Annotated in this window: 8 protein-coding genes; all 8 read right to left on the bottom strand. The window is 67.4% G+C overall.

The window, feature by feature from the left end; genetic code table 11:
• Positions 1-178 precede the first annotated feature (178 nt).
• Positions 179-12,568: a filamentous haemagglutinin family protein gene (locus QRO91_RS13905; RefSeq protein ID WP_285310438.1), complete on the bottom strand. Its 12,390-nt coding sequence runs from the start codon at positions 12,566-12,568 to the stop codon at positions 179-181.
• A 198-nt stretch (positions 12,569-12,766) separates the two neighbouring features.
• A complete protein-coding gene (locus tag QRO91_RS13900) occupies positions 12,767-13,903 on the bottom strand; it encodes a substrate-binding domain-containing protein (protein WP_197650149.1) in 1,137 nt (378 codons plus the stop codon).
• A 446-nt stretch (positions 13,904-14,349) separates the two neighbouring features.
• On the bottom strand, positions 14,350-15,549 hold the full coding sequence (gspF, locus tag QRO91_RS13895) for a type II secretion system inner membrane protein GspF (RefSeq protein WP_285310437.1): 1,200 nt from the start codon (positions 15,547-15,549) through the stop codon (positions 14,350-14,352).
• 7 nt (positions 15,550-15,556) lie between these two features.
• On the bottom strand, positions 15,557-16,990 hold the full coding sequence (gene gspE, locus QRO91_RS13890) for a type II secretion system ATPase GspE (protein ID WP_197619305.1): 1,434 nt from the start codon (positions 16,988-16,990) through the stop codon (positions 15,557-15,559).
• Positions 16,987-19,368, bottom strand: coding sequence for a type II secretion system secretin GspD (gene gspD, locus QRO91_RS13885; RefSeq protein ID WP_049431553.1), 2,382 nt, complete (start codon positions 19,366-19,368; stop codon positions 16,987-16,989). The genes gspE and gspD overlap by 4 nt, the downstream gene beginning before the upstream one ends.
• Positions 19,365-19,892 carry a type II secretion system protein GspM gene (gspM, locus tag QRO91_RS13880; RefSeq protein WP_197619309.1) on the bottom strand — a complete coding sequence of 176 codons (528 nt, stop codon included), beginning with the start codon at positions 19,890-19,892 and terminating at the stop codon, positions 19,365-19,367. The genes gspD and gspM overlap by 4 nt, the downstream gene beginning before the upstream one ends.
• On the bottom strand, positions 19,889-21,052 hold the full coding sequence (gspL, locus tag QRO91_RS13875) for a type II secretion system protein GspL (RefSeq protein ID WP_285310436.1): 1,164 nt from the start codon (positions 21,050-21,052) through the stop codon (positions 19,889-19,891). Before gspL ends, gspM begins: the two co-directional genes overlap by 4 nt.
• A partial coding sequence (locus tag QRO91_RS13870; RefSeq protein WP_285310435.1) for a type II secretion system protein GspK occupies positions 21,049-21,399 on the bottom strand: 351 nt, incomplete at its 5' end. The genes gspL and QRO91_RS13870, both read right to left, overlap by 4 nt.

Here is a 21,399-nt window from a genome sequence, read left to right as displayed (position 1 = left end):
GTGTCGGTGGTCCTCACCGCTGATGGCCGCTCCCTGCCCTCCGTGCCGTCCTGGCTGGGGCCGCCACCGTTCCGTGGCGGCTGGCCCGATGCTGTCCGTTCTTCCGGCCCGATCGCATCCACGCATGGCGTGGATCTAAGGTGGGTGCCGACCGTTGGTCGGCACGGCTGCAAGAGGGCTACCGGCGCTGCGTGCCCTCGTCGCGGCTGGCCTGTGGGAACTGGAAAGCACTGTTGGCGTCATAGCCGCTGTTGGCCGTGTTGCCACGCGCCGGCGGGTTGATGCTGCTGGTGCCACTGCCGAAACCGAGGATCTGCACGCTGATCACCGACGGCTGGTTGCGCCGTGCGTCGTCCTGGCTCTTGCGCATCACGTCCTGTGCGGCCTGGCTGGCACTGTTCGCTGCCGCACTGGCCGATGCCAGCGCATTGACGTTGACCGTTGCCAGCACCGGCAGGCCCTTGCTCTCGCCCTGCACCTGGATGTTGGCCGCGTTGAGCACCTGTAGCGCGGCCAGATTGATGTTGCCCGAGACACGGATGCCGGCCTCGCCCGCATCGATGGTGCCCAGCGGCGCGATCAGGTCGACGTCGCCCGGCGGCACTTCGGCAATCGGGTTCAAGGTGGCGATGCCTGCGCCGCTGGCCGGCACCTGCGGAGACAGCACCACATTGCCCCAGGTGTCGTAGACACGACGCGGCGGGGTATACACCAGCGTGGTGCGCGAACCACGCCCGGCATTGATGTCACCCTGCTCGGACCAGGCCAGGATGTCGCCGCCAAAGGTGGTCATCACGCGCGAAAGGCCCAGCAGCACGCTGTCCTGGCTGAACAACCGGATATCGCCTTGCCCCTGGGTTACCAGACCTGCTGTCGACGGGGGCACGACGCCCTGCACACCCACCACGATCTGCCCGCCGGGCGCCATCAGCTCGATGTTGCCGCCAGCCTGCGTGCGCACGCCGGAACCGCCATACATCACGATGTCACCCGTGCGCACAAGGCTCGCCCCATTGGCATTGCTGTCGGGCAGCAGCGTGGCGATGGCTTCGCGTCCCCGCAGGTAGGAGCCGAATCGAGGGCTCTCGGCGTCGTTGTACTCGCGCCCACCCTCACGCAGTTCCGCGTAATAGACCTGGCGCAGGAAGATGCGCTGCTGTTCGCTCGGAAGCGCGTCGAACGCAGTCAATGCATCGGCCCCCTCGACACTCATGCCGAACCGCTGCAGCAGCCACTGCTTCAACTCCTTGTCGTAGATCTTCACAACTTTTCCGGGCTGCGATGCCAGCGGCTGCGCCGGATCCGCCAGACTCCCGGACTGCAGATAGCGTGCGCGCAGTGCATCGAAATCGATGTCCCGATTTCCTGCGGTGAGCGACACGCTCGCGCCCGGGCGGGTATCGCCCTGGATCAGGCCACCGGTGGTGGTCACGCTGCCCTCATCCTCGAAACGCAGCTGCCGGCCCGCACTCACCTCCACGTTGCCAGGCCCGGCCACGCGCACCGTGCTGCGTACAACGTCACGTCCCGCCTGGACGACCGTAACATCGGTAGGCGAATTGTTTATCGCGCCGATGCTCGATACCAGGATATCTCCGCCAGCCTTGACCCTGACCGGCGATGCTACATCGATCCAGTTCAGCTGGCTCCGCGCACCGGCAGGGTTGGCCAACGACCACTGGCTTCCGGTGCGCAGGCCAACAATGTCACCCCTCACAGCATAGAAGCGGTCTGGCGCGCTGGCGGCGCTGCGTATTCCACTGCCAAGCAGGGCATTGGGCCCAAATGCGAACAGTGGCAACTGCGCCTGCGGATCCACCGTCACGCCGTCGGCGGACGCATTCCCGATCACGGTGGTGCCCGCCACTGCGGTGTAGCCCGGTGCGAACGGCGATGGCAATCGTATGTCCGCGCCGGAGCTGCTGATCTGGGCGCCCTGCGGCTGGCCCAGAATCGAGTCCATGGCCAGCACCTCCACCGCCCCATTGGCCGACGGCGCTGCCAGCAGCACGTCATACCCGGTTACCTGTGTGGTTTTCCCCAAGCGGATGCTGCCGCTGGCCGCCAGCATCCTCAGCTGCGACGGATACAACCAGTAGCGCACGTCGCCGCCTTCCAGCAGCGGGAGCTGCTCGGCAAACAGTTCGCCGTTCACCAGCACCGGGCGGGTGGTGCCGCTCTGCTGGCCGGGCGCCAGATCACCGCCGGCGGCGATCAGGTTCACGGCCGTATTGGCCGTCCACAGGGAGAACCAGCTGCTGGCCGCTGCGGTACGTCCGTCCCCAAGCGACAGGGCGTTGAAATTGGCAACCGGCACCCGGCCGGCATCGGCCACACCGGCCAGCACCACGTCGCCGCGCGCCTGCAGGGTCGCCACCGAGTCACCGAGGACCAGGACCGGCCCGCCCATCGCCTCGCCCATCTGGGCGCGGAACGGATCTTCCTGCCGCAGGCCCGCATAAGGGGCCACGTAGTGGCTCTCGTTCGTGGCGACGCCACCAATGCGCGCTGCCTCCACCTGCATATGCCCACGCAGATTCACCAACGTCCCTGCGAGGGGAAGGTTCGGGGTGTTCGCCGCCGGCGACGTTGTCGTTGCTGCCAGGTTCGGGTTCAGCGCTCCGCCCAGCCGCACCGACAGGTCACCACCGCCGGTCAGGTGCACCGTGCCGTCCGCATCAACGCGTCCGGTCGAACCAACAACCGCTACCACGCCATCCGAATGGCGGGCACGACTGCTCATGGCGCCGAAGTTCTTCGTCGCACCGGCATTGCCTCCCGCTTCCAGCGTCAGATTGCCACCGCCCAGCGTGCCGAACCCCACGAAACCGACCATGCGGGGGCCGGTCAGCGACGGGCGCGAGGTATAGGCGCCGAAATTGATCCACCAGCTTGTGGCGGAGGACTTCGCTGCCGCGCTGGCGTCGTTGCCCTGCCGCCACAGCCAGTTGCCCACCGCACCGGCAGCGTAGCCGGCGACTTCGCCGTACGAGCCGAGCGGCGTTTCGAAGCCAACTTCACCTTCCGCATCCCACAGGTCCCCACGGACGTCGCGACCGGCGGCGATGGTCAGATTGCCACCGTGGTCCGGATACCACGCCTGCCAGGCGCCAAGGGCCGCGTCGTAACGCGTGTCGAAGCGCGTCGGCCCCAGCAGATTGTCCTGGCCCGGCGCGGCCGCCCGCTGTGGGTTGAAGGCCGCCTCACGCCCATTGCCGAGCGAGGTCGGGGCACCAGCGGTGTACACGCCGTAGCCCGACATCATGCGCACGTCACGGGCCGCCAGAAGCTGCAGATCGCCCTTGCCGGTACGCAGTACGCTCCACAACGGCGTGGCGGTCTTCGCGCCGTAGGTGGTCTTCTCGATCAGCTGGCCGCCACCGTAGCAGTAGCCGGCGCTGGCGCAGAATTCCGCCTCGGTCATCCCGAAGATCGCCGCGAACTCCTTGGCGGACCTGCCCACCGCGGATTCGTCACCCAGCCAGTCCAGCGAGCCCTGTTTGTCCACCAGCCGGGGAGCAGGCTCGCAGTAGGGGCCGAAGCTGCACAGATCCTCCTCGCTCATGCCCAGTTCGGCGGCCGCATCCTTGATCGGAATGCCCGCACGCGATGCATCACCCCACATGTCGATGGAGCCCTGCTCGCTGAACACCTTGTCACCCACCCACTCGCTGGTCTTGTGGACGGTCGTGATGGTGCCGTAGTGGCTGTCGGCCAACACCACGTCACCATCCGCGCCGGGGCGGCGCAGGCGCGGGTCGGCCGCGGTCGTGTCGGCACCGGCCACGGCCAACACGTCCCAGGAAGTCGTACCTTCCGGCAGCATCGGGGCCAGCGCCCAGTTGCGCCCCTGGCTGCCGCTGGCATCGGCCGGACGCAGGTTCACCGGCTTTCCATCGGCCAGCTTCACTGCTGTCATGGAAGGAATGAGCGAACCAGGGGCCAGCGCGATCGCGCCGGACAATTCCATGGCCTCGGGCAGTGCCGCGCCCGCCGGCCACTGCTGCGCAGCCAGGGTTGCCTTGCTGGAGAGGCGGAAGCCCGCGCCGAGGCGGTCACCGGCGACCAGCTGCAACGGCTGCTGCAGCAGCGTACCGGCGGCCAGAACCGTGCCATCGGCGGTCGTTACCGCGGACGGCAACACCATCCCCGCCGGCAACAGCAGGCGCCCACCCAGCCGCATTTCCGCCGGCAGCACCGTGCCGGCAGGCAAATCGGTCTGTGCGAAAGGAATCGCATAGTTCAGGACAGCTCCCTTCGGGAAGCGCGTCCTGGCCTGCAGCGTCACGCCATCGATGGGTACCACGATGTCGCCACCCAGCGGCGTGATGCGCGTGGTGTTGGTATCGGCGGTTTCACCCAGCAGCCAACCTGCCTCATCCGGGCTGGCCGGTGGCGGCGCAAAGCCATCGTTGATGCTGCCATAGATGTTGATGTCACCCGCAGCACGCAGCACCATCGCGGCCGACTCGCCAAAGCCGCGACGGGTGGGATCACTGCGGTTGGCCTGCGGACCGTACCGGTAGCCGGAAAGATCCAGGTCGCCGCGAACGGTCAGGCTGCCGCGGGGATTGTCGCTGGACACCTGGCCAACGATCTCCACGCCTGGTCGTAGCCGAACCTTGCCCAGCGCGCCCAGGCGCGCGGCAAGGTCGGCATTGCCGAGGGCGGCATTCATCCAGGCTTGGTTGTGCGGGTCGACCACCGTGTCCAGCCACTGCTGGGTGATCTGCTGCGGCCGCTGACCATTGACATCGGGTGTCAGCGCCAAGGGCGCGTCGGTGTATCGGCGGAAGGCATTGACCAGCACGTCGCGTGCGCCCATTACCTCGACGCCCGCATCGGCGCGCACGGCTGCGTCGTCAACGCCACGACGCGGCACATTGAGAGTGAAGGTACCGCGTGCCACACCGTCATTCTGGCCCGGCGCCGCGCCTGCCGGCACTGCTGTACCACTACGTAGATCCACCCGTGCACGGCTACCCAGCACCACCTCGCCTTCGCGACTGGTCAACTCCACCAGGGCGCGGTTGGTGCTGTCGATGATCTTGCCGTAGCTGTCCACGCGCAGACCGCTGCCGTGTGCATCCAGCTCGGCGTCCACCTGCAGGCGGTCACGCGCCGACAGGCGGATGCTGCCCACCTGCTCGCCACTGGCGTCGATGCGTCCATTCACCCGCAGGCTGCCGCCATCGAGGCTGAGTGCCACGTTGCGGGCCTTCACCGTGTCGGTCACGGTCAGGTCACCCCGCTTGAGCTGGAAGCTGCGCGTGCCATGGAAGCCACCCTCGTCCAGCTGGCGGTTGAGTTCGGAGAAATCGCCCAGGTGTTGTGCGCGCAACATCAGCTCGCCGCTGTCATACGGCACGGTGCTGCCACCCATTGCCAGCCGCCCACTCGCGCTGCCGCGCAGCGTTCCGACCAGTTCAACCCGGCCTGAGCCTTCGCCCAGAGCGTTGATGCTGATCCGGCCGCCGCGGTTGTTCAGCGCCGACACATCGATGCGCGACCCGGCTCCAGCCAGCACATCCCCCTGTTCGGCGGTGAGTTCAACATCGCCACCCCAGCTGTACTTGTCGAGGTCATCCATGCGCACCCGACGTCCCGCCACATCGACAACGGCGTTGCCACCGAGCGTCAGATTGCCGGTCGCCGTCGCCTGCAGACGGCCCGATGCAAGGGCCAGCGTGGAGTCGATCAGGATGTTGCGCGCCTTCAGGTCCAGTTCGGCACCGAGCAGATCATTGCTCGCAGTATGGCCAGCTCCGCTGATGCGAAGATCGCCGCCGGTACGCACCTGCAGGCGACCGCCTGCCGCGCCGGTCAGCAGAGGCGCCTGTATGTCCAGTGCACCCCCGCTGTACTGCCAGCCACTGCCTGCCTGGTATGGCCCCTGGGTCTGATACACGTCCAGCCCGCCCTTGCCGGCAAACTGCACCTGCTCGGAAGCGCGCAGAGTCACGCCATCGAAGCCGAGGATCTGGCGGTTCGCGGGCACTTCCGAACTGGGTCGCGTGTAGGGCGCGCGGCCCAGGATCAACGAACGGGTACTGATCTCCAGCAGGCCATGGCCAAGACGATCAACCATCGGCGCTCCTGGCGCCTGCGGTGTACTGTCGGTGAAGTTCGTCGTCAGTGCCTGGGTGCCATCCCACACCAGCGTGTCGGCGAAAATCCGCGCCTGATCGCCGGCGCTGCCATAGCCATGAATGGCCGGCGCACCCAGCACCAGCTCGCGCAGGCTGCTGTTGCCTGTGGCCGGATTACGCGTATCCAGGTCGACGTTTCCGAACACGTTGATCGAATCACGCGCGGTCAGGCTGAGCGTTTCCAGCGCTGGCGTACCTGCCGCCGTATTGCCGCGCAGCAGCTGCTGCAACGTCTGCTGGTTCAGTGCCAGCCCCTGTGGAAGCGCCCCTTGAATTGCCGCCGCCTGCAGGGCAGTGGCATCACCGAGGTTGATGGATGTCATCGAAAGCCCCAGCCGGCGCGTTCCGTAACTCACGTTGTCGCGAAGCTGGAAGCCGCCCTCGGTGCTGGCGTTGATGCTGCCTTCGGACAGCAACCGGGTCTGCCCGCTGCAGCTTCCGCTCTGACAGGCACCGATGTCGATCGCAACCTGTGCTCCGGCTCCGCCCGACAGCAGATTGGTCTGCCCATTGGAGACCGCAAGCAGGCCGACGTTCGCATCCAGCTTCATCAGGTAGCCATCGGTTGCATCGTATGCCGGGCGGCCACGACCCACCGAGCTGATCGTCGCACCCTGTTCGACGACGATGCCAGCCCCTCCAGTGCCTGTGCCCAGCAGTACTTCGGGCGCCAGCAGAGATGCGCCAGAGCGCACGAGCACACCCTTGCCCGGTGCCGAGACGTTGAGCGTCCCCAACAGGCTATCGTTGGGGCGAAGCGTGACGCCGATCATCAAGCGCGATGGCTGCAGCGCCGTCAGCGCGTCGGCGAACAGCGCCGCTCCACTGGTTGAGACTGCACGCTGGCCCACTGCCAGGATCTCCAGCGATCCGCTGCTGGTCACCACCGACACCGTACCGCCGAAACCCTTGCTTCCAGCGGCTGCGGCAAACCGGGTGGCACCCTGCATCCGCAGCGCGCTTTCCGCCGCCAGTCCCGCGCCTGCTCCCAGGTTCAGCTGCAGGGTGCCCGCATCCACCGACTGCAGGCCCCGCGCCACGCCGCGCCTGCTCGCATCATCCAGTACAAACTGGTTGTAGCTGGTTTCGTTGTAACCGGAATGTCGGCGCACCACCTCCGCCGGTGTCAGCAGCAGATCCGTCCAGAGCGGCGATGCCGATGGGCCAAGGCCCTGCGCCTGCTGTCCACTCACCCGCCAGGACCCGGTGCCGGTTGCGGTAGCGCCTGCCTGCCGGGTGCCCTGCGCGCCCACCTCCACCCGGAACGCGCCAGGCTGCAGTGCGTAGGAAGCCGGCAGCAGGGTATAGGTGCCCGCAGCCAGCCCGGGTACGCCTTCAGGAACCGTTATGCGCTGGCCGATGGCAGGATCGCTGCTGCCATCGGACAGGCCCAGCGGCGCGACCTGCCCACCATGGCTGGGAACGATGGCGTAGACCCCATTGCTGCTGGCACTGAAGGTATAGGCGGGATTCGCCTCCGCCAGCGCGTGCCTGCGCACATCCACCGAACCGCCGCGGCCACTGACAAAGCCGGCACCGGTCAGCTCGCCGCCACCGGACAGATCCAGCAGCGCGCCGTCGGCGATGTCGATCGTGTTCCCGACCAGGTTGATGCCCGCCGACGCCGCACTGTTGATCATGCCGATCAGCCCGGGGGTGAAGTCGTTGCCGTCGACGCGCCAGCGCTGGCCGTCAACCGTTCCTCCGAAAGGAACACTCAGGCCAGCCGCACTGCTTGATGTCACACTGCCGGGCAGCAGGTCGATACGGGAGCCGGTTCCCTGCGGGCCCATGCCACCAAGTGTGAGCTGGCCCAGTGGCGCACGCACCACCCCGCCCTGCTCGACCTTCGCCGCGACAAGTGCAAGCGTGCCGAACACCGAATCGACCACGGCCGGAACGGCCCCGCTGGCGCGGATGCGCAGCATGCCGTTGGAGTCCGTCCAGTCATTGCGACCACCCAGCACATCGTAGATCGAGACCGCGATGCGCCCCTTGGTGCCTGCAACGGGATAGATCTGCGCAGCGGTGATGTCCATGCTGGACGACCCGAGCAGCTGCGTGTCGAAGAAGTTGCTGTTGCCACTGACCTTGGCAAGCAGGCGCAGGTCACCCGCGCTGGCAAGATTCACATTGCCGAATGCAGACAGATCGACCGTGTCACGTACCTCCAGCAGCTGCGTCGATGCCGTGAAGGCATGGCCCTGTCCATTGGCACGAGGCGCGCGCGGCGCAACGAAGGGATTGTTGGAGGTCTCACGGAACCAGCGCGCCTGCGCCAGACGAAGGTAGGGGGCCTGGAAATGCAGGCCGGCGCCCGCCGCGCTGCCTTCGGCCATGCCCATCGCTGCGTCACTCAGGCCATACAGGCGTACGCTCTGGCCGAGGCGCAGATCCACATCGCCTTGCGCGCGGAGGTCGGCAAACAGTGAAAGGTGATCGAAACCGCCAGACTGGACCTGTGCCGCCGAGAGCTGGGCGCGCCCGAACTGCAGGGCTTCCGGGCCGCCAGGGTTGGCGGCGCCATCCTGCTGCACAAGCGTGATCGCGCGCGGCCCGGTTTCTGCGGCACCCGCGTTGGCGCCAGGTTCGTACAGACCGCCACCGAACGCGATACCCAGCGTGCCACCCTGGGCACCCGCGCCACCGGCGGCAGCCTTCAGTGTGCCATCCAGGTAAAGGCCATTGGCCGAGCGCAGGGTGATCGTGCCGCCATTGCTGGCAACGGTCTGGTCACCCTTGCCTTGCACGGTCAGCGTCTCGCGGGCGCCCGATGCGTCCAGCACGGCGCCTCGCTCGATTACCACGAAGGCATCGGGTGGACGGTTCTCCAGTCCGTCCCGCGACTCCCAATCGAGAGTGCCGCCGATGCCGATGCTGCCGCCTGCGTGCACGAGGCCCTGATAGCGACCGCTGGCGTCCCGCTCGGCATGACCGTCCCCTGACACATCAAGCACCGCACCACTGCCGATGCGGTAGGTCAGTGGCACGCCGCCAATCTGGTAGCGCTGCAGGCGGTCCCGCACGTCATCCAGCAGGATGCTGCCGCCACGGGCAATCAACGCCCCGGCCACGTCCAGGTTGCCGGCACCGCGCAGCTCGATCGACTGCCCGGAATCCACCTGGACCACGGCGCCCTCACCAATGCGGACATCGCCACCGGTGGTGTTGCGCTGGGACCGCAGCAGCACGCTGGCACCACGGCGCTGCGTCACCCCACCCGTGGCGGGCTGGGCCTCATACAGCGGAGCCGTCCACGCCTGCAGCCCTTCGTCCGCGGACGTTGCGCTGGCCGCACCCTCGCGCACCCGCAGGCTCGGGGCCAGCACGTTCAGCCGCGTTCCCGCGGCGACGTCCAACCCGGCATGACCATTGATGTCGTAGCGGCTGAAGCCACTGTGCAGCAGCGCTGGAGACAGCCACAAGCTGCCCTCGCCAGGTTCGCTGTCTGCCAGTACGACATGGCCGCCGGTCGCCAGCTGAAGCGTACCGGCCCCACTGCTGCCCAATCCGCTCAGTTGTCCTGCCAGCTCCAGGCGTCCACTGCCATCGGTGCTTACCTGGCTGCTGTCCGCCAGCAATGCGATGTCGCCGCCCTTGCCACCGCTCACCTTGCCGTTCAGATCAACGCTGCCGCCGCCATCGACACGGATGCGGCTGCCCGCCGCGACGATCACGTCGTGACTGCTCTCGATCTTGACACGGCCTCCATTGATCCACGGACGCACACCTCCGGCAGCCTCGTCAAGGCGCTGGTTGGTCCAGCGACCATCGAGGTCGACGACCGCCTCCGCACCCAGCGTGATCACGCCACGTCCGTTGGCCTGCACCACCTGCATCCTGCCGGTGGCATCGGCGAGGAGGTTGCTGGCAGTCAGGGTTCCGCTGGCGATGCGCAGCGAGCCATTGATGTCCACGCGCCCTGCCACCAGGTTCAGCTGCCCACCTTCGGCCAACGACAGGGCGCTTTCCAGCGTGATGCTGCGCGAGCTGGCCAGATCCAGCCGGCCCCATTGCTGCGCGCTCAGCTGGTCGGCATCCAGCCATACGGTGTTGCGCCGGCTTTCATCCAATGCGCCCTGCAGGCTCCAGCTGCCCGCAGCCGCGGCGGGTTTGCCGATGCGCACCTGCGAGTCGAACGCGGCGTTGCGGCCGCTGCCATCGAAACGTCCAAGCCAGAGCTGGGCCCCCCGCCCCACCGCTGTCTGCGACTGCGTATAGCCATCACTGTTGCTGCCGGGCGCACGGACCTGCCGCGAACCATTGAATACCGCAGTATCAACCTTGCCTTCCAGGACCGCCGTGGGCGCCGAGACCAGCAACCGGCCAGCGTCACGCCCCACGGTATATCCGTTCTCGTAGCGCGATTCCGCACCAATCAGGGGGTTGCGCCATGCCTCGGTGACGCCCCATCGCGCCTGCTCCAGCTCGTAGCCTCGATACAGGCCGGCAAATCCACGATCGGCCGGTGCATCATCGAGCAGGTACAGCTGGCCATCGTTGCCACGCAACCAGCTTTGCCTGATCGTGCCACTGGCTACGTCCAGGCTTCCCCCGGAGAGGTTGATGCGGGAGCCGCTGCTGCTGACCACTTCGCTGGCGGCCAGCTGCACGGTACCACCCTGCGCCGCCCATTCGCCGATCGAATGCCCCTGGTTGCCCAGATAGCCACCCACCTCCAGCAAGCCACCGGCGGCATACCAGCGCTCACCTTCACTGCCGCCGGTTCCGGCGGGGAGCTGGACAAGCCCGCGGCGATCGACCCACACCTTGGTGCTTGCCAGCTTGCCGCTATCGCGGTTGTCCGGCGAATCGCGCAGTTCATTGCCCTGCACGTTGATTTCCAGCTGGTTGCTTTCCATCGCAACATTCACGCCAGTGGCGCCGGACACGTCCAACCGTGCTCCGTCGGCCAGCAGCGCACGCTGCTGCGCATCCACCACCACCTGCCCGCCGGTCGCCAGCGTCAGCGATCCACGCTGGGCTTCCACGGTTCCACCCGACACGATCTCCACGCGCGACTGGTCACGGCGGTCCTGCAGGCGGGACAGGTTGTCGAACGCGCCCTGCGCTACGGTGCTGCGCACCCCGTCCTGCAGCGCCGACTGCTCCAGCAATGCCTGGCGCTGACTGTCCAACGCCGTCGTCTTGCCGTCATCCTCCAGCAGGATCGCCGTGGTCGAGCCCTCGGCGAGGGTAACGCTGCCCTTCTTGTCAGCAGCGGACGTCAACAGGTGCACCGTGCCGCGATGGTTCAGCGTGCTGGTCGCCACCACCACGCCTGCCTGCTGCACCGTGCGCCCGGCGAGGGTGACGTCACCTTCGCGCGCCTGGATCAAGCCACTGTTGCGGACATCGCCAGCCGTACTACCCGCCACGAAGCGGGGTGCAATCTCATTGCCCGCCGTGGTGGAGGACGTGTTCTGTGCCGTGCCGACGCCGCGGCGGATCACGAAACTGTCGCCGGCGGCGAGCTGCGCCTGGCCCTTGCGCGTTTCGATCTGTCCCGCATTTTCCACGCTGCGGCCTGCCAGAAGTACATAGCCGCCGCCACGGGTGGCCGTGTTGGGCTCGTGCGTGGCGATGCGGGCACCGCGCTCGACCATTACCTTGCCGAAGGCATCGATAAGTGCATCCGAACTCGCATTGACGCTGTACAGACCCTGCTCGTTGAACTGCGTATCACTGATGCGCGCGGCGGCAGCCAACAGATTACGGACGTTCACCTGGCTATTGTTGCCAAAGACAACACCATTGCGGTTGGCCACGAAGACGGTGCCATCCGCCTTGAGTTGACCCAGGATCTGGCTGGGGCGCGCATTGGGATCATTGACGCGGTTGAGCACCGCCCAATCCGGGTTCTGCACGAAGTTCAGGGTGGTATTGCCACCCACGTTGAAGGTTTCCCAGTTGAGGATGGCCTTGTCGGCGGTCTGTTCGATACTGACGAGTACGCGTCCGTCACTGCCCTGTGACTGGCTGGCCTGTCGCGCGTTGATCCAGCCGCGGGTCAACGGATTCTCATCAACGTTCAGGCCGTCCTTGCCAAGGCCGTCGGCAACCACGAAACCAGCGTCGCGCCGTGCCTGACGGGCCTGCTCCTGCAGCCGTTGCTGCAGCGCGATGGCCTGCGCTGCGGTGCCCAGGTTGTCGATCGACTGCTGAAGTTTCTGCCGCGCGGCGTCCTGCTGCTGCGCGGGCAACTGGAACTGGATGGGTACGCCATTGGGCATCCGTCCACTCTGTGCAGCCGCACCCTGCGCCGCGCCACGGTCGGCAAACCAGCCCGGGCTGAACGCCTGCTGGGCTTGGCTGGCCGGCGCCACTGCCGTACCCAGCGCAACAGCGACAGCCCACGCCATGGGGTGGTTGCGGCGCGGTGAGGACGGGCGGAATGCGGTCGTGAGTGGGTGCGACATCGGAACCTCTTCAACCTGGTTGGGTGGCCGCCGTCGCGGCGCTGTCTGGAAGATGGGCATCACTCGCCCTGCCCTTGTTAGACGGGATCGAAAGCGTGAAGCCGACATCAAGAAGGCAACGCGCGGGAGCCGGAACGCAGAAGGCGCCGGCATTGCTGCCGGCGCCTGTTCAGGCCTGGAAGTAAGCCCTGCGAGCGATTACGGACGGCCGAGGCCGGCGCAGGTGCTCGGGTTGTTCAGACCAGCGGTGCTGCCAGCAACCACGAAGCGGGTACGGATCGCATCGCGCCAGGTGGCGGTCAGCGGAACGAAGCCGTGGGCACGCGAAGCGGCATCGTTGTTGCCGTTGTAGTGACCCAGCAGGAAGCTGCGCAGCGCGGTGGCCACAGCGGTGGTCTTGTAGCACTGGCCCAGATCGAAGTTGGTGTAGCCCACGATCGGGTAGCCGACGGCCGGCGGGTTGGTGAAGACCGGCACCCAGTTGCGCGGATCGTTGGCAGCGGCACCGGTCGGCGGGGCGACGGTGTTCAGCGTCGCCTGAACGCTCGGATCGTTCGGCGAGTAGCCGCGGACCTTGGCGATCTTGGTCGCGTCATCCAGGTTCGGAACCACGTCCGGGCCGATGTAGCCGATGCCGCCGGTGGTGGCATAGACCTTGTCGTACAGCGGCTGGCTGCCCAGCGCCGACGCGGTCACGAAGTTGACCGGCAGGGCCGAGAACTGCTTCCAGAACTCCTGGGTGGTGCTGAACTTGCCGCCGATCAGGTTGGTTCCGGCAGTGTCAGCGGCCGAGCAGGCGCTGGCGAGGAAGCGGGTCAGCAGTTCGGTGGTGCCGCTCTTCTCGTTGCGGTAGACGACGGTGATCGGGCCCGAACGGCTGCTGTCGACGTCGCTCCAGTTGGTGATCTTGCCCGAGAACACGCCGCACAGCTGGCTGACGCTCAGATCAAGGTTGCCACCGGCACTGTTGAACGGGATGGTCACCGAGGTGCCGACCGAAGGAATCTGGATCAGCGGACCGTAGGTCGGGGCGAAGTTGGCGGTGTAGGCGGTGATCTCAGCGTCGGTCAGGACCGAGTCGCTACCGGCGAAATGCACGGTGCCGGTGGTATTGAACAGCTGAGCCTTGTTTTCCAGGAAGGCCTGCTTGCCAGTGCCCGAACCGGTCACTTCATAGCTGAAGGTCGACGGCAGGATGCTGTCCGAGGAACCTTTGTACAGCTTGGCCGGCAGCGAAGCGCCGCCGCCCTGCACGAGCGACTGGGCCGAAGCGGCACCGGCGGTGGCGAGCAGCGCGGTGGCAACCAGCGCGGCCAGGGTCTTGTACTTGTTCATGATCTTCTCCTGAAGGGTTTACTGCGAAGGGAAACACCGAGGGAGGAACGGTCACTACACGCCTGCTGCCGCCGAGGGCCTCCCAGCCCACTCTGCGGCGACGTGGCTATGCTGGTCGCCGCCGATGACAGGCCGCTTAAGAAACCTGTGGAAGATCGAAAAAAGGTGTGGAGGATTGTGTGGAGAATCGGCTGGATGGAATCGACTGATGGAATCGGCCGGCTAGAGCCGACTGGGTAGAGTCGACTGTTAGTCGACTACCCTTCACCCGCAGTAGCAGTACGAAGCACGCGCTCTGCGCGCTAGTCGACTAACAGTCGACTCTACCCGTGATGCGCTTTGCGCATCATTGCACCAAGGGGTTGAGGATGTCAGTAGATCCACGCCATGCGTGGATGGATCACCCACCACGCGGGCCGTACGACGTATCCACGCATGGCGTGGATCTACTGCACCAACTGATTCATTTCCATGATCGGCATCAGCACGGCCAGCACGATGGTCAGCACAACGCCGCCCATCACCAGGATCATGGTCGGCTCCAGCAGTGCGGTCAGCGCCATCGCACGACGTTCGATCTCACGCGAGATCGTCTGCGCGGCGCGATCCAGCAGCGGTGCCAGCGAACCGGTTTTCTCGCCACTGGCCACCAGGTGCACCAGGATCGGCGGATACACCTTCTGTACCTTCAATGCCGCACCCAACGCAGCCCCTTCGCGCACGCGTGCGGACACGTCATCGGCGCAGCGCGCCAGCAGCGCGTTGCCGAGGGTCTGTCGCGCCGCCTCCAGTGCACGCAGCAGTGGCACGCCGGCATCCAGCAGGATCGCCAGTGTCGAGGCGAAGCGCGCACTGTTCACGCCCAGCACGAAACGCCCGACCATCGGCACCCGCAGCAGCACCGCGTCCCAGCGCAGGCGCAACTCGGGCCTGCGCAGAGCCAAGCGCCAGGCCACCACCAGCGCAGCGACGCCCAGCCCCACCCACACGCCCCAGCTGCGCACGAATGCGCTGGCCGCCAGCATCACCTGGGTCAGCATCGGCAGCGTCTGCCGCGCCTGCACGAACGCCGTCACCACCTGTGGCACCACGTAGCTGAGCAGGAAGATCACGATCGCCACCGATACCAGGCTGATCGCAGCCGGGTAGATGAAGGCGGTCAGCACCTTGGCCTGCAGCGCGTTGCGTTCTTCGATGTAGTCGGCCAGGCGCTCCATCACCCGCGCCAGGTCGCCGGAGTCTTCACCTGCACCCACCAATGCCCGATAGATCGGCGGGAAATCAGGTGGTCGCGCGGCCAGCGCCACGGTCAGGCGCTGGCCGCCGCGCACATCGGCGCGCACTGCGGTAAGCGACTGCGCAACATGCGGGCGCTCGGCCTGCTCGATCACCGCACTCAATGCACCTTCCAACGGCAGGCTGGCGGCCAGCAGGCTGGCCAACTGGCGCGTGGCCCAGGCCAGCTCGCTCGCGGACAGCCTGCGAGCGCCCCAGCCACTGCCGGCACTGCGCGCCGCACTCACCTGAACAGGAGTCAGCCCGCGCCCACGCAGCACCTGCCGAGCACCGCGTGGGCTGTCGGCATCCAGCTGCCCTTTCTCGATGCGGCCCTGCGCGTTGGCAGCCTGGTAGTCGAACAGTGCCATGCAGGCCTCAATCGTCGCCGGTGACGCGCAGGATCTCTTCCAGCGTGGTTACCCCGCAGTCGACCCAGCGCTGGCCGTCCTGCCGCAGGGTACGCATGCCGGCACGCCGCGCCGCCTCGCGAAGCGCGGGCTCACCCTGCCCTTCATGGATCAGCGCACGCACGCGATCGTCCACCACGAACAGCTCGTGGATGCCGGTTCGCCCCCGATAGCCGCTGTTGGCGCAGGCCGCGCAGCCCACCGCGCGCCACACGGTTCTGCCATCGCCGTCCACCTCGGCACGCCGGCACTGCATGCACAGCCGCCGCACCAGCCGCTGCGCCAGTACGCCGCGCAACGACGAGGCCAGCAGGAACGGCTCCACGCCCATGTCGGCCAGGCGGGTCACCGCCGAGATCGCATCGTTGGTATGCAGCGAGGCCAGCACGCCGTGGCCGGTCAGCGACGACTGCACGGCAATCTGCGCAGTTTCCAGGTCGCGGATCTCGCCGATCATGATGGTGTCCGGATCCTGGCGCAGGATCGCGCGCAGCGCGGTGCCGAAGCTCATGCCGATGCGCGCATTGACCTGGATCTGGCCGATGCCAGCGAAGTCGTACTCCACCGGGTCCTCCACGGTGAGGATGTTGCTGGTGCTGCTGTCGAGCTGGCCCAACGCGGCGTAGAGCGAGGTGGTCTTGCCGCTGCCGGTCGGGCCGGTCACCAGCACGATGCCGTGCGGCTGCCGGATCAATCCGGTGAACGTGGCCAGGGTGTCATCAGCCATGCCCAGGCGCTGCAGCTGCAGACGGCCGGCATCCTTCTCCAGCAGTCGCAGCACGGCGCGCTCGCCATGCCCGGTCGGCACCGTGGAGACACGAATGTCCAACGGACGCCCACCCACGCGGATCGCGATGCGCCCGTCCTGCGGGAGGCGCTTCTCGGCAATGTCCAGATGGGCCATGATCTTGATACGCGACACCAGCGCTGCGTGCAGGGCGCGGCGTGGCTGCACCATGTCGCGCAGGGTGCCGTCCACGCGGTAGCGCACCACCGAATGGGTCTCGAACGGCTCGATGTGCAGATCGCTGGCGCCATCGCGCGCAGCCTGTGCCAACAATGCGTTGATCATGCGGATCACCGGCGCATCGTCCTGCGCATCCAGCAGATCGGTGACCTCCGGCATGTCCTGCATCAGCCGGTCCAGATCGACTTCGCTTTCGGCGGCACCGACCACGGCAGCGGCATCGCCGCCGTCACGGTATTGCTCACCCAACCGCTGCTGCCAGGTCGCGGCGTCCAGCGCTTGGAAGGGCAGCGGGCCATGCCGGCGGCGCAGTTCGGCTACGGCCCACGCCGCGGTGTCGGCGGTGCCCAGCAACACAGGCTCGCCGCCCGCCTCGGACAGCATCACGCCATGGCTGCGCACCCAGGCGTACGGCAGCGGCGCGGTGGCGCTCACGGCCCGATCACCAGTTCCGGCGTGTAGCCCAGCCCGCGCAGCTGCTGCAGTGCCGGGTCCAGCGTTGACGGATCGCGCGGCAATCGCACGCGCAGGCGTTGCCCGCTCTCGCCGGGCGTCGCTTCGGCATAGGCCTGCAGGCCCAGTGCCCGCACCTGTGCCACGACCTGGCTGGCACGCGCCGGGTCCAGCCCCTGCGCGAACTGCACCAGCTGGGCATCGCCGTTACCGGCCGGATACAACGCCGCCAGGCTGGTGTTCTGCAGCGGCTGACCCTGCCCATCGCGCGCATTGCCCTGGCCGAGGACAGACAGGTCCTGCGGCGGCAGCTGTGGTGCGGACAGCGCTGGCAACGCCCAACTCTGAACCGGCTGCGCGCCGGCCTGCGCGTTGCGCATGTAGTCGTAGCGGTCGCGGGTCAGGCGCTGGCCGGCGGCGGGGTCGCGCACCACGTGCGGGCGCAGGAACACCATCAGGTTGGTCTTGGCGCGCTTGCGCGTGTCGCTGCGGAACAAGGCGCCCAGCACCGGGAGCTTGCCCAGCCCCGGCACCGCATCACGGCCATGGCTGACGCTGTCTTCCAGCAGGCCACCCAGCACCATGATCTGGCCATCGTCCAGCAACACGCTGGTATCCAGGGCGCGCTTGTTGGTGATGATACCGGCCGTGCTGTTCGCGCTCTGCGCGTCGATGCTGCTGACTTCCTGGTAGATGTCCAGCTTCACCGTGCCGCCCTCGGAAATCTGCGGGCGCACCCGCAGCTTCAGGCCGATGTCCTCGCGCACGATGGTCTGGAACGGGTTGTTGCTGCCGCCACCGCCGTCGGTCACGTAGCGGCCGCTGACGAACGGCACGGTCTGACCGACCATGATGCTGGCCGCCTCGTTGTCCAGCGTCATCAGGTTCGGCGTGGACAGGATGTTGGCGCCGCCCTTGCTCTGCAGCGCGTTGGCCAGCGCTTTCATGTTGAGGATCTGGCCGACACCAGGAAGGTTGATGGTGCCGTCGATCACGCCGATCTTCAGGCCATCCTTGGGCAGCACGTCCAGCGTGGTGCGCGCGGTGGTGCTCAGCCCGCTGCCGCCGGTGGCACCACCGAAGTGGGTGCCGCCAAAGGTGCGGCCATTGCCCAGCATCCACTGCACGCCCAGCTCGGCCGCATCGGTCTGGTTGACCTCCACGATCAGGCTCTCGACCAGCACCTGTGCCCGGCGCTGGTCGAGCTGGTCGATCACCCGGCGCAGGTTGCGGTACACCGGCTCCGGCGCCGAAATCAGTAGCGTATTGGTGGCCACGTCCGCCTGCACCGAGACCCCGTTCTGGCTGAAGCCGGTGCTCCCCGCATCTATCGGATCGCGCCGGCTAGGGTCCAGCCGCTGCGATTCCAGCGCATTGCCTCCAGTCTTGGCCTGCTGCGGCTGCGACGGCTGCGCAGGCGTGGAACGGTTGGCGTCACCCGGCAGTGGTGTGATGCCTTCATTGCTGCCCATTGCCGGTGCATCGCTCTGCCCGGCCACCACGCCCCGCAGCACACCGGCCAGCTGGTTGGCCTGGGCATTGCGCAGGTAGACCACATGCAGGTTGCCGGACTCGTCCTGCGCGCGGTCCAGCTTCTCCACCAGCTGCCGCGCCAGGCGGGTGCGACCGGGACTGCTGGAACGCAGCAGCACGCTGTTGCTGCGCGGGTCAGCCATCACCACCACCTTCTGGGTAGGCTCGGCGCCCTGCGCATCCAGCAGCGGCGCGACCATCGCCGCCACGTCAACGGCAATGCCCTGCTGCAGCTTCACCACATCGGTGTCCATGCCGGTCGGCGTGTCGACGCTGGCGATCACCCGTGCGATGCGCTCCAGGTTGTCGGCATAGTCGGTGATCACCAGGGTGTTGTTGCCCGGGTTGGCAGTGATCGGATTGTCCGGGCTGATCATCGGCCGCAGCACTGCCACCAGCGCAGCCGCGTTCTCGTAGCGCAGCGCAAAGGTGCGCGTGGCGATCTCGCCCCCTGCACCGCCGCTGCCCACGCGGCCACCGAGCAGCTTGGCGTCGGCCTGCGGCACCACCCGGCTGACCCCGCTGTTCTCGACCACCGCAAAGCCACGCATGCGCAGTGCGCCCAGCAGCAACTGGTAGGCCTGGGTACGGCTGACCGGGCCGTCGGAAACCACTGTCATCTTGCCGGTCACCCGTGGGTCGACCAGGAACTGGCGTCCGGTGAAGCGTGCCGCCATGCGCAACACGCCACCGATATCGGTATCCACCAGGTTCAACTGCACCGGCTCATCGCGGGCGTCCTGCGCCAGCACCGGCGCCGGTGCGTGGGCCATGCACACGATCAGGGCCAGTGCGGTACTGCAGGCAAGGCTGGGCATCACCCTCATGGATGGGCACCCACGTTGAGCGCCATCACGATGTTTCCGGAAATCCGTGCCGCCGGCATGTTCGCATCCCCTGTGCGTGTCAGTTGCAGCTGCTGCAGTTCGATGGCCGGATCGGCCAGCACGGGCAGCAGCCAGTTCCACAGCGCGTCAGCGGGCACCGCCTGAACCTGCAGGTGCCAATGCCCGTCGCGCGCTTCGATATGCAGTCCGTCGGCGAGTCCGGCCGACTTGATTTCGTCACGCAACCTGGCCATCGTCGGGCGCTGCCCCTGCATCTGCTGCTGGCGCTCGCGTGCCTGCAGCAGTGGCGCCAGGACACGCGCCTGCGCCTGCAGCCGCGGCAGCTCGGCCTGCCAGTGCGTGCGCTGCTTCAGCAGCGGCTCCAGCCACAACATCCACAGACCCGCCGCCAGCAGCGCCACCACCATCACCCACAGCATCAGCCGGTCGCGCGGTGGCAGGCGTTGCCAGCGCTGCTGCAGGCCCGTCATTCCCGCGACCAGCCGCAGGGTCCGGGTCGTCACTGTCCAGCTCCGCTCACCCGCAGGCGTCCACCGGCTTCGCGCGCCAACTGCAGGCCCTGCGCCTGGACCGCTTGCTGCCAATGCTCAAGCCGCTGCGGATCGTCGGCCAATGCCTGGGCGTCGGCATCCAGCTCCATGTCCAGCTGCCCGGGCTGGTAATGCAGGCTCCGCACCTGCCCGGCCAGCTCGGGAACCACCTGCAGCATGCCGGCTACCTGACGCTGCAGCGGCGGCAACGGCGGCGCCGGCAGTGGCACGGCCAGTGCTCGCCTTGCCTGCAGCACCGGGTCCACCACGTCGGTGATCTCCGGGAAGCGTGCGCTGAACTGGCGTGCCATGTCCTGTTGCAGGGCCTCGCCCTCACTTCGCCACCGCGAGACCTGCAGTTGCAGACCGAGCGCGGCCAGCAACATCGCCGCCAATGCCAGCCCGATCGCAAGCCGCGGCGCTTTCTGGCCCGCCCCGGGCAGAGGCAATGACCTGCCTGGCAAGCGGCCAGAGGCCTGGCGTTCATGGGGGATGCGAGTGGCGCGCAGACGTACCGGCCACGTCGCCGGCTCACCAGCAAGCCACGGCACGGCCTGCAGGCCGGCCTGTTGCAGGCGCACGGCCAGCGCCTGCATCACCGCACAGGCATCCCGTCCGCCATACCATTGAACGAAACCCCGATCGCGCCCGCTGCGTACCAGCAGGTGCTCGCCGCTGACCTGCAGCGTGGCATGGCCGTCCTGCCAGGGCAGCAGCAGCGGCGTCGGATACAGCGCCTGCAACCGCAGTGCACACGAAGCCAGCAGCTGCTGGGCCTGCAGGACCGCCTGCTGGCCCAGCCAGGCCACAGGAACCGTGCCGTCCGCCGCCTGCGCACCGTGGGCCAGCGCCACCTCCTGCAGGTCATCCAGCAGCATCGCCTCCACCTCACCCTGCAGCGCCGACTGCAGGCGGCGCCCGGACAACGGTGGCAGCTGCAGTTCCAGCAGGATCAGGTCATTCGGATCGAGGCAGGCATGCACCGCGGCCTGCGGATGCCGCAGGCCCAGCGCCGCCAGCGTGTCGCGCCCGTGCGCCAGCACCTCGCCCTTGTGCAGCTGCGCCCAGTCCACCGCGCTGTCGGCGCGCAGACGCTCAAGCGCCGGCAGGCGCACCCGAATCTGCACGGTCATGCGCCGATCCTCGTCCACACGCGTTGCACACGCACGCCATCGTCGCGGTACTCGCGCCAGAGCAGCGCGCGAAAATCAACCGCGCTGCCGTCAGCCTGCACCTGACCGATGGCCAGGAACCACTCGCTATGGATACCCAGGGGAAGCACGACCATCTGTTCGTTGCTCAGTTGAAGTCGGTTGGCGATGTCGCCGCGATTGAGCAGCCAATGGCCAGCGTCGCGCTCACCGAGCAGCGCCTGCAGCCGCGCCGGATCGACCGCAGGCGTCACCGCCTGCAGAACGCGCAGGTCGCTGGTGTTGGCGTTGACCAGGGTCTGCGCCGGCAACACCACGGTGCGAAGCGC

Origin of the sequence: Stenotrophomonas maltophilia group sp. Smal32, assembly GCF_030237085.1 — a bacterium.
GTDB classification, from domain to species: Bacteria; Pseudomonadota; Gammaproteobacteria; order Xanthomonadales; family Xanthomonadaceae; genus Stenotrophomonas; species Stenotrophomonas maltophilia_Q.
Note: the sequence above shows the minus strand (reverse complement) of the source record. Positions and strands in the feature narration are given on the sequence as shown.

Excerpts from the sequence above, each read along its gene's own strand:
- QRO91_RS13905 (WP_285310438.1), bottom strand. The coding sequence starts at position 12,568 with ATGTCGCACCCACTCACGACCGCATTCCGCCCGTCCTCACCGCGCCGC.
- QRO91_RS13900 (WP_197650149.1), bottom strand. The coding sequence starts at position 13,903 with ATGAACAAGTACAAGACCCTGGCCGCGCTGGTTGCCACCGCGCTGCTC.
- gspF (WP_285310437.1), bottom strand. The coding sequence starts at position 15,549 with ATGGCACTGTTCGACTACCAGGCTGCCAACGCGCAGGGCCGCATCGAG.
- gspD (WP_049431553.1), bottom strand. The coding sequence starts at position 19,368 with ATGAGGGTGATGCCCAGCCTTGCCTGCAGTACCGCACTGGCCCTGATC.
- gspL (WP_285310436.1), bottom strand. The coding sequence starts at position 21,052 with ATGACCGTGCAGATTCGGGTGCGCCTGCCGGCGCTTGAGCGTCTGCGC.